11 protein-coding genes are annotated in these 9834 nt (G+C 32.9%); 2 read left to right on the top strand and 9 right to left on the bottom strand.

Annotation, left to right across the window (positions count from 1 at the left end; all coding sequences use genetic code 11):
- The 9 genes from B2P65_RS08860 to rsxC all read right to left on the bottom strand — a co-directional run.
- Nucleotides 1-930 (bottom strand): Na+/H+ antiporter NhaC family protein (locus B2P65_RS08860; RefSeq protein ID WP_346880017.1); only part of this gene is annotated, 930 nt, incomplete at its 3' end.
- Nucleotides 931-1165: 235 nt separating this feature from the next.
- Nucleotides 1166-1834, bottom strand: coding sequence for a deoxyribose-phosphate aldolase (gene deoC / locus B2P65_RS08855; RefSeq protein ID WP_346880016.1), 669 nt, complete (start codon nt 1832-1834; stop codon nt 1166-1168).
- A 116-nt stretch (nt 1835-1950) separates the two neighbouring features.
- On the bottom strand, nt 1951-2367 hold the full coding sequence (locus B2P65_RS08850) for a SoxR reducing system RseC family protein (protein ID WP_346880015.1): 417 nt from the start codon (nt 2365-2367) through the stop codon (nt 1951-1953).
- Nucleotides 2368-2435: 68 nt separating this feature from the next.
- Nucleotides 2436-3323: an RnfABCDGE type electron transport complex subunit B gene (locus B2P65_RS08845; RefSeq protein WP_346880014.1), complete on the bottom strand. Its 888-nt coding sequence runs from the start codon at nt 3321-3323 to the stop codon at nt 2436-2438.
- A gap of 14 nt (nt 3324-3337) precedes the next feature.
- The gene (locus tag B2P65_RS08840; RefSeq protein WP_035133663.1) at nt 3338-3916 is read right to left on the bottom strand and encodes an electron transport complex protein RnfA; all 579 of its coding nucleotides are present in this window, start codon (nt 3914-3916) and stop codon (nt 3338-3340) included.
- A gap of 15 nt (nt 3917-3931) precedes the next feature.
- Entirely contained in the window at nt 3932-4549 is a 618-nt protein-coding gene (locus tag B2P65_RS08835) for an electron transport complex subunit E (RefSeq protein ID WP_346880013.1), read from the bottom strand.
- 1 nt (nt 4550) lies between these two features.
- Nucleotides 4551-5096 carry an RnfABCDGE type electron transport complex subunit G gene (locus B2P65_RS08830; protein WP_346846544.1) on the bottom strand — a complete coding sequence of 182 codons (546 nt, stop codon included), beginning with the start codon at nt 5094-5096 and terminating at the stop codon, nt 4551-4553.
- Nucleotides 5096-6031 (bottom strand): RnfABCDGE type electron transport complex subunit D, encoded by a 936-nt coding sequence (locus B2P65_RS08825; RefSeq protein WP_346880012.1) that lies wholly within the window; start codon nt 6029-6031, stop codon nt 5096-5098. Before B2P65_RS08825 ends, B2P65_RS08830 begins: the two co-directional genes overlap by 1 nt.
- An 11-nt stretch (nt 6032-6042) precedes the next feature.
- Nucleotides 6043-7362 carry an electron transport complex subunit RsxC gene (gene rsxC, locus B2P65_RS08820; protein ID WP_346880011.1) on the bottom strand — a complete coding sequence of 440 codons (1320 nt, stop codon included), beginning with the start codon at nt 7360-7362 and terminating at the stop codon, nt 6043-6045.
- 399 nt (nt 7363-7761) lie between these two features.
- Here rsxC and B2P65_RS08815 point away from each other — a divergent pair, with 399 nt between their 5' ends.
- Together B2P65_RS08815 and B2P65_RS08810 are read left to right on the top strand one after the other, a co-directional pair.
- Nucleotides 7762-8850 (top strand): PfkB family carbohydrate kinase, encoded by a 1089-nt coding sequence (locus tag B2P65_RS08815; protein WP_346880108.1) that lies wholly within the window; start codon nt 7762-7764, stop codon nt 8848-8850.
- Nucleotides 8850-9767 (top strand): pseudouridine-5'-phosphate glycosidase, encoded by a 918-nt coding sequence (locus B2P65_RS08810; RefSeq protein WP_346880010.1) that lies wholly within the window; start codon nt 8850-8852, stop codon nt 9765-9767. Before B2P65_RS08815 ends, B2P65_RS08810 begins: the two co-directional genes overlap by 1 nt.
- Nucleotides 9768-9834: the final 67 nt, after the last annotated feature.

The following is a 9834-nucleotide window of genomic DNA, read 5'->3' as shown; positions in this document are numbered from 1 at the left end:
AGAACCAGCCTCACCAAATCCATCTTGAACTAAAGATAAGAAAGCAGGTAAGCTTTCTACAGTTCCTGCAAAGGAACCGAAGATGTATGATGAACCAATTCCTAAGAATAGGCAAAGTAGAGTAGGAATACCCATAACAGCAGCAACTATAACAAGTATTAGAGGAATTACCATGTATACAGGAACTCCGGTTTTAACTTGATTTAAAAGTTCAACAGCTGCTGGTTTTTGAGCCTCAATAGCAGACCATGCTTCTGGTGGAATAGCATCAATAGCTAACTTTGCATTAGCTACATCAGTAGGTAATTTCATTGCTAGGCTTACTACAAAGATAATAATTGCAGTGATTATCATACAAGCAAGAGACCAAACACCTTGAGTTCTAACTCTGTCTATAACCTCTACATCTTGAATACCAGAGCTTACAACTGTTGTATCAGAGATAAGACCAATATTATCACCAAAACAAGCACCACCAGCGATAGCAGATGTAGTAAGAAGGATATCTCCTCCAACTATATGGTTAAGCCATAAGAAAATAGGTGCACATGCTGCGAAAGTTCCCCAAGAAGTTCCGGTAGCAACTGATAGTACGCAAGTTACTAAGAAACCGGTTACAGCAACAGTCCTTGCATTCAACCCAAGAGATAGAGCTACATTAACGATAGAAGCACCAACTCCTGTTGACATAAAGGCACTTGCCATTGCATAAGCAAACATTAATATAAAGAATACAAGTATGAGCTCCTTTACATTGTTTACAGCAGCATCAATTAGTTCATTCATTTTAATTTTTTCTGTGATGTAGGCTACAAAGCAAGCAACTATTGTTGCAATTGGAGCTGCCGTAAGTACGTTGACCTTCATCATCATTAGACCTGCCAATACAAATATTGGTAAAAATTTGAATAGTCCTGTTAAAAATTTCATTTTTATATCCCCCTATAAAAATATTTGATAGAATTGATTAAATTTTCTATCATGTCTTAATTTTAAACATTTTGTGACTAATTTCAATATATACGACAAAGCTTTAACAAAATTAATTTTCTTAACAAGAACTTAACAAAAAAGTCGAAAAATAAATAGATAAACTTCTAGAATTTACAGAAGTTTACCTATTTATAAAATGTATTTTAATTAATTTGTAAAATGAAAATAAATTCTAATAGTCAGAATCTGAATTACATAAATTATTTACGATTGCTATAGATGCACTGGCACCAAGTCTATTTGCACCAGCATTTATAACCTTCAGGGCATCTTCGGTAGTACGAACACCACCAGAGGCTTTTACTCCCATATTAGGTCCAACGACCTTTCTCATTAGAGCAATATCTTCAGGAGTTGCTCCACCTGTACTAAATCCAGTTGAAGTTTTTACAAAGTCTGCACCTGCTTCTTGTGATAATTCACAAGCCTTGATTTTTTCTTCTTCAGTTAATAGGCAAGTTTCTAAAATAACTTTAACTATAGCCTTTCCTTTAGCCGTATCAACAATTTCTTTTATATCATTTCTCACAAAATCGTAATCCCTATCCTTTAAAGCTCCTACGTTGATAACCATGTCTATTTCATTGGCTCCAAGTTCGATAGCTCTAGCTGTTTCGAAAGCCTTAGATTTAGTATCCATAGCTCCTAGAGGGAAACCTACCACTGTGCACACAAGTACTCCAGAGTCCTTTAGTTCCTTTGCTACTAACTCAGTATAACAAGAGTTTACACATACTGACTTGAATTTATATTCCTTTGCTTCTTTGCAAATTTTTATAACCTGATCCCTGGTTGTTTCAGCTTTTAAAATAGTATGATCAATCATTGATGCTATGTTCATTTTTATACCTCCTAATTGGTTATAATTGATTTTGTATGATCTATATGTGAATATTATTAACTTTATATAGTAAAATATATCTTTATTAATATAACTTTCATCACATTTTAAAAAGTTTAATTTAACTTTTTAATCATCTTAAAAGAATACTTATCTTGTTTTTTATTTAGTTTAGAACTAAGTACATAAGAAATTACCATGGCTATTAAAGCCAGTAGCACTGAATATACTTCAGAATTAGCTAAATTAAGCTTATTAAATATGTATAGACATATTATAAGAGTAATTACTGTAATAATGGTAGGGAAGGCATAGGCCCAAAATGTCATGTTGCTAAAAACCTTATTATCCATTGATACTAAAACTCTTTCACCAACGGTAGCGTGTTCTGTATTTTTTAATTCTACCAATATAGTATCTTTAGGACATCCAGATTTACAAGAGGAACATCCACCACCACAACCACCTTTTTTTACAAAAGCAACAGTAGCTATATCTCCATTAATTTTTTTTATAATACCTTCTTCTTGCACGAAATCACCTCCAAATAAATATAGAAGGCTAAAAAGCCTTCTATATTATAACATAAAATTAAATTTATTTATACTGTAGCATTGTTATTTTCAGAAGAAGTAGCTTCACTAGCTGGCTTAGCAGGAGATGGTACTGCTTCTTTTTTTAATACGGGTTTTCTAAGGTTTAATATGGAGTTCTTTGGACATTTATTTGCACATATTCCACAACTAACACATTTTGTGTAATCAAATACTGGAATATTATTTACTATCTCGATTGCATCTTTAGGGCAGTTTTTCATACAGATACCACAACCGATACATCCTACATCACAAACATCCATAACTTCTTTACCTTTATTTTTGTTATTACAATCTATTCTAACCTTAGATTTTTTAGGCACAAAATGAATCAATGTTTTTGGACAAGCAGATATACAAGCACCACAAGCCACACATTTTTCTTCATCTATAGAAGCTACACCATTAACTATGGATAGTGCACCGAATTCACAAGCCTTCACACAAGAACCTAGACCTAAGCATCCAAATTCACAAGCTTTAGAACCACCACCAGGAGCTACGGAAGCTTGGTTACAGTCTAAAATTCCTACATAGTTATATTTTTCTCTTGCAACATCAGAAGTTCCTTTGCATCTTACAAAAGCTACCATTGGTTCAGATGTTGATGCTTCAACTCCAAGAATTGAAGATATCTTTTCAACTGCCTCAGCACCTCCAGGGCTACATTTGTTAGTTGCAGCTGTACCCATAACTACAGCTTCTGCATAAGCATCGCATCCAGCAAATCCACATCCACCACAGTTTGCACCAGGTAAACATTCTCTTACTAGAGGGATTCTTTCATCAACTTCTACTTTAAATTTACTGTTTGCATATCCTAATAGCGCTCCAAATACTAATCCAAGGCCACCTAGGCTGACTACTGGAGCCACTAAATTTGATAAATCCATTTAAATTCCCTCCTTTAAACTAAACCACTGAATCCATAGAATGCAATAGCCATTAATCCAGCTGTTATTAAAGAAATTGGTAACCCTCTAAAAGCAGCTGGCATATCAGTATTATCTTCCATTCTCTCTCTTAAACCTGCAAGTATCACTATAGCTAGTACATATCCAAGAGCTGCTCCAATAGTATTAGATAATGATTGAGCTAATCCATACTGTTTATCTATGTTTGTAACAGCAACACCAAGTACTGCACAGTTAGTTGTGATAAGAGGTAAGAAGATACCTAGAGATCTATAAAGACCAGGTTGGATTTTCTTAATAACAATCTCAACAAATTGTACTAATGCTGCAATAACAAGGATAAAAGCTAATGTTGATAGATATTCCATTTTAAATGGAACTAAAATTAACTTATTTACCACGAAGGTAATAAGAGTAGCTAGTAACATTACAAAGGTAACAGCTGCACCCATACCTTTAGCAGTTTCTGTCTTTTGAGAAACTCCAAGGAAGGAACATATACCTAGAAACTGCCCTAATATTACGTTGTTAACTAATAGGGCTCCTATAAATATAGTAAATAATTCTTTCATTAAATTTCACCTTCCTTATTTTGTAGTTTCAGATCTTTTAGCTTTTGAAATCTTATATTGATTCAAGCATGCTAAAAGGATACCAAGAGTTATGAAAGCTCCAGGAGCAGATGTCATAACCATAGCTGGAACATAAGATTTTGGTAGGAATTGCATTCCGTAGAATGTTCCATTACCAAGAACTTCTCTAAAGGTTGCTAATACAACTATAGCAAGTCCAAACCCAAGTCCCATTCCAATAGCATCAAAAATTGAAGGTATTACTTTATTTTTTGATGCATATGCTTCAGCTCTACCTAAGATAACACAGTTAACTACTATAAGAGGTAAGAATATTCCAAGAGATTTATATAAGTCAGGAATATAAGCCTGTAATAAGAACTGTATTAAAGTAACGAAGGTAGCGATAACTACGATATAAGCTGGTATTCTGATTTTATCAGGAACGAGTTTTCTAATTAAAGAGATAACAGCATTTGAGCCTATTAATACTACTGTTGCAGCAAGAGCCATACCTGCCGCATTCTTTACACTACTTGTAACAGCAAGAGTAGGACACATAGCTAGTACTTGTATGAAAACTGGATTTTCGGTAATAATACCTGTTTTTAATCTATTAACTAATTCTTTCATTCTACTTTGCTCCTTTCAAGTTAGTATTGTAGTAATTTATAGCAGTGTTTACACCAGTAGTTACTGCTTTAGAAGTAATTGTTGCACCAGTAATTGCTTGAATATCTGAACCGACAGTAAGTTCCTTTTCAGAAGAAAGACCTTTATATTGTGCTGCGAAAGAAGGATCATCCTTTGCTTTAGAACCAAGTCCAGGAGTTTCAGTATGACTTAAAATTGTAATACCAGAAACAGCTCCTTCAGCATCGATACCAACCATTAATTCAATTTTTCCACCATAGCCTGATGAGTTAACTTGAAATACATAACCAGCATCAGTTCCACTAGTCTTAGCTTGAAATATACCTGTTACGTTTTCATCGGCAATACCATCTGTTAATTCTGAAAATTCTTCTGCTTCTAAGACAACTTTCATAGCAGCAGCTTGGTCCTCTTTAGCTTTAGCTTCAATTGGTGCTCTAGTAATATCATAAGCAAAGGCAAGGATTAGACCAGCAATTGCAGTAATTGCAAGAAGAATTCCTCCTAATTTCAAATTTTCTTTCATTATTTTGCACCTCCGAACACACGTGGATTCGTCCATTTATCAATCATTGGAACTAATAAGTTCATTATTAAGATTGAGTAAGAAACACCTTCTGCATAACCACCGTATAAACGAATTAATGATGTTAATAAACCACAACCAACACCAAATATGATTTGACCTTTTCTAGTCATAGGAGATGTAGTATAATCAGTAGCCATGAATATAGCACCAAGCATTAATCCACCTATAAATATTTCATATATTCCATTTCCCTGCATAAATCCATCTCTACCTAATACTGTAGTGATTACAAAAACTGTACCAATATACGTAGCAGGAATGTGCCATGTTATAACTTTTCTATATAATAGATAAGCTCCACCAATAAGTAGGGCAAAAGCAGAAACTTCTCCGATACATCCAGCTAAGTTAGTACCAAGGAATGCATCTAGAGTATCAGGAAGTAATCCACCACCATTACGAAGTATAGCAAGTGGAGTAGCTTTAGTTGCACCATCTATAGTCCATTCAGTCATTTGACTTGGATATGCAGCAAGTAAGAATGCTCTTCCAGCAAGGGCTGGGTTCATAATATTTTGACCAAGACCGCCAAAAAAACATTTAACAACAATAATAGCAAATGCACTACCAACAGCAACCATCCAAAGAGGAAGTGTAGGAGGCAAGTTAAAAGCAAGTAGTAATCCAGTAATAACTGCACTTAAATCTTTTAATGAATTTGGTCTTTTAGTTATTTTATTAAATAAGTATTCGCTTAGCATTGCAGAAACAATAGCTGTTATCATAACTAAGGCTGCTTCTTTCCCAAAGAAATAAATACCTGCTACAGTAGCTGGTACTAAAGCAATTAGTACATCTCTCATTACAGTTGATACTGTTTCCTTAGATTTGATATGTGGCGATACTGATACGTTATATAAATTTCCAGACATTATGTTCACCTCTACTTTTTCTTTTTATTAGCTATAACTCTTTTTTTACCCTCTTTGCAAGTTTGAGTTAAATTTCTCTTAGCAGGGCAAGAATAGCTACAAGCACCACATTCAATGCAGTTAAGTCCACCAAACTTTTCAAAGTTTTCATAATCGCCTCTTACAACTTGAGCATTAAGTTTATTTGGAAGCAAGAACATTGGACATGCATTAACACATTTACCACATCTGATACAGTTTGATTCAACAGTAGGCACAGCCTCTGATTTTGTTAAGCATAGTATACCAGAAGTACCTTTTATTGCAGGAATGTCTAAAGTAAATAGTGCAGTTCCCATCATTGGACCACCGCTAAGAACTTTAACAGGCTCTTCGTTAAATCCATCACAATAATCAACAAGTTCTCTCAAGCTTGTACCAAATTTAACTCTTAGGTTTTTTGGAGTTTTTATTGCACCTCCAGTAACAGTAACTATTCTTTCAGTAAGAGGTTTACCAAAAATAACTGCTTCTCTTATAGCAAAAATAGTAGCTACGTTTTGAACTATGCAACCAGCATCTGCAGGTAGTTTTCCAGTTGGAACTTCTCTTTTAGTAACAGAATAGATTAACTGTTTTTCTGCACCTTGTGGATACTTAGTTTTAAGTTCTGCTATTTCAACATTTTTAATAGGTTCTACAACTGCTTTCATTATTGTTATAGCATCACTTTTGTTGTTCTCAATACCTAAGAAGATTTTTACTTCAGGAAACATTTGAGAAAGGATTTCTAAACCTTCAGCTATCTCATTAGAATATTGTAGCATTAACTGATGGTCACAAGTTAAGTAAGGTTCGCATTCAGCTGCATTGATAACAATAGTATCAATATTGCATTCTTTTGGTGGATTTAACTTAACATGAGTTGGAAAGCATGCACCTCCAAGACCAACAATACCAGCTTCTTGAATTATCTCTAATAGCTCATTTTTAGATAAATTCTTATAGTTTTCGTGTGGTGTATAGGCTATTTCTTCATAGGTATTATCGTTTTCAATAATAACGCTCATAACCTTTGAACCATTTGATGTAAGCATAGGTGTTACATTTTTAACTATTCCAGATACACTAGAATAGATATTAGATGAAACAAAAGATGTGCTTGCACCAATTTTTTGTCCAACTACAACTTTATCTCCCTTTTTTACAATAGGTTCACATGGAGCCCCTATATGTTGGCTCATAGGGAACACTAAATCACCCTTTGGAAGATAGGTTTCAATTTCTTTTTTTTCTGAAAAATGTTTTCCGTGAGGCGGATGAATGCCTCGTTTAAAAGTTAATAGTCCCATAATATTCCTCCATTCCTATAGTATAAATTATAAAGACATTGTATTAATGACTCCTATAGTACAAACTTTATTATAACTCGAAAATCTTTATGGTGCAATATATTGAATTGTTTATATGATTTAAGAATAATTAAAACTATAGTGGATAAATTAAAAATTAAATAGAAAATAATGCATACATTGTCTAATATTAAGGGATTATTTACATAAATTTAGATAATATAATTCCATACTCGTAATAAATTACAAATTTTAAGGAATATTATAGTGAGAAAAAGTAAATATAAATTTATTTCATTAAAATTTTTGGATAAAATATTATTGCATTAATTTATATAGTATGCTAAAATTAAGTAAGCAAATCTTTATAAAATAAGCAAATATTAAGAGGAGAAAATGATGACAAATAGAGAAGAAGAAATATTAAATCTTATAAAGGATAACCCCTTAATATCTCAAAATGAAATAGCAGATATTCTTAAGATTACTAGGTCATCTGTAGGAGTACATATAGGAAACCTTATAAAAAAAGGATACATCTCAGGTAGAGGATATGTAATGAGTAAAGAAAATTTTGTATCTATAATAGGAGGAACTAATATAGATATAGTAGGATTTTCTAATGATGAGTTAAGACTTAATGATTCTAACCCTGGAAATATAAAATTTTCTTTAGGTGGAGTTGGTAGGAATATAGGTGAAAATTTGTCTAGATTAGAGGTTTCTACAAAACTAATTTCCGTTATTGGTAATGATATTTATGGTCGTAAGATTATAGATGAAGGCAGAGAAATTGGGTTAGATTTAGAACATAGCCTTAAATTAGATGGAGAATCTACATCTGTATATATGTCTGTTCTTGATTATTCTGGAGATATGAAGGTAGCAATTTCATCCATGGATATCTATGATAAGATGACCATAGAATTTATTAAAACTAAAAAATCAGTAATTGAAAGTTCTAGAATATGTATTATAGACACTAATATTCCTAAGGAAGTAATAGAGTATGTAGTTAATAACTTTAAAAATACAAAATTTTTCTTAGATACAGTATCATCATCTAAGGCAGTTAAGGTAAAGGACATCATTCATAAGTTTCATACAATAAAACCTAATAAAATTGAAGCTGAGATTTTATCTGGAATGAAAATTAGTACTATGGATGAGGTAGAAAAAGTTAGTGATTACTTTTTAAACTTAGGTGTAAAAAATGTATTTATAAGTCTAGGTGAAGAAGGAGTATATTATAATGATGGGATAAGTAAAGGATTATTTATTCCACCCAAAGTTAAAGTTGTCAATGCAAATGGTGCAGGGGATGCTTTTGTTGCTGGATTAGTATACTCAAGTATGAATAATTTTGATTTAATACATACTTTGAAGGTTGCTTCAGCTTGTTCTTCACTGGCAATTACTCATAAAGATACTATTAATCCAAATATGTCTTTGGAAAATATAAATAAAAAATTGGAGGAGATTAAATAATGTTAGAAAGATATTTAGATATAAACCCAGAGGTAAAAGCAGCATTAATGGAAGGAAAGCCAGTAGTTGCTTTAGAATCAACTATAATATCTCATGGAATGCCTTACCCTAAAAATGTAGAAACTGCATTAAAAGTGGAAAGCATAATTAGAGAAAATGGAGCAATCCCAGCAACTATAGCTATTCTTGAAGGAAAATTAAAAGTTGGATTAACAACTGAAGAAGTTGAATTTTTAGGAAAAACTTCTGGCGTAATAAAAACTAGCAGAAGGGATATACCTTTTATAGTTGCTAATAAACTAAATGGAGCTACTACAGTTGCATCTACAATGATTATTGCAGCACTTGCTGGAATTAAGGTATTTGCTACAGGTGGAATTGGAGGAGTTCATAGAGGTGCTGCACAGACTATGGATATATCAGCTGACCTTGAAGAATTGGCTATGACTGACGTAGCTGTAGTATGTGCTGGATGTAAGTCTATTCTTGATATTGGGTTAACTCGTGAATACCTAGAAACTAAGGGAGTACCTGTAGTAGGATTCCAAACAGAAGAATTACCGGCATTCTACACAAGAAAATCTGGATTTAAAGTAGACTATAAAGTGGATAGTGAAGAAATACTTGCAAAAGCATTAAAGGCTAAATGGGATTTAGGTTTAGAGGGTGGTATGGTTATTGCAAACCCAATACCAGAAGAATTTGAAATGGATTATGATACAATTAATAATGCTATAGAAACAGCTGTTAAGGAAGCGGAAGAGAAAGGAATAGTAGGAAAAGAGAGTACACCATTCTTACTTTCTAAGGTTAAAGAGATTACAGGTGGATCAAGTTTAGAATCTAACATTCAATTAGTATTTAATAATGCTAAGGTTGGAGCAAAACTGGCGGTAGAACTATCTAAGCTACAATAGCATTTTAAAGGATATATAACTAGATAAGTTTTAATTTCAGGTAAAACTTATCTGGTATATAACATGT

It is taken from the genome of Clostridium sp. UBA3061 (assembly GCF_002367465.1).
Lineage (GTDB): Bacteria > Bacillota > Clostridia > Clostridiales > Clostridiaceae > Clostridium_J > Clostridium_J sulfidigenes.
The sequence above is the reverse complement of the archived record's forward strand: the minus strand, read 5'-3'. Positions and strand labels throughout refer to the sequence as shown.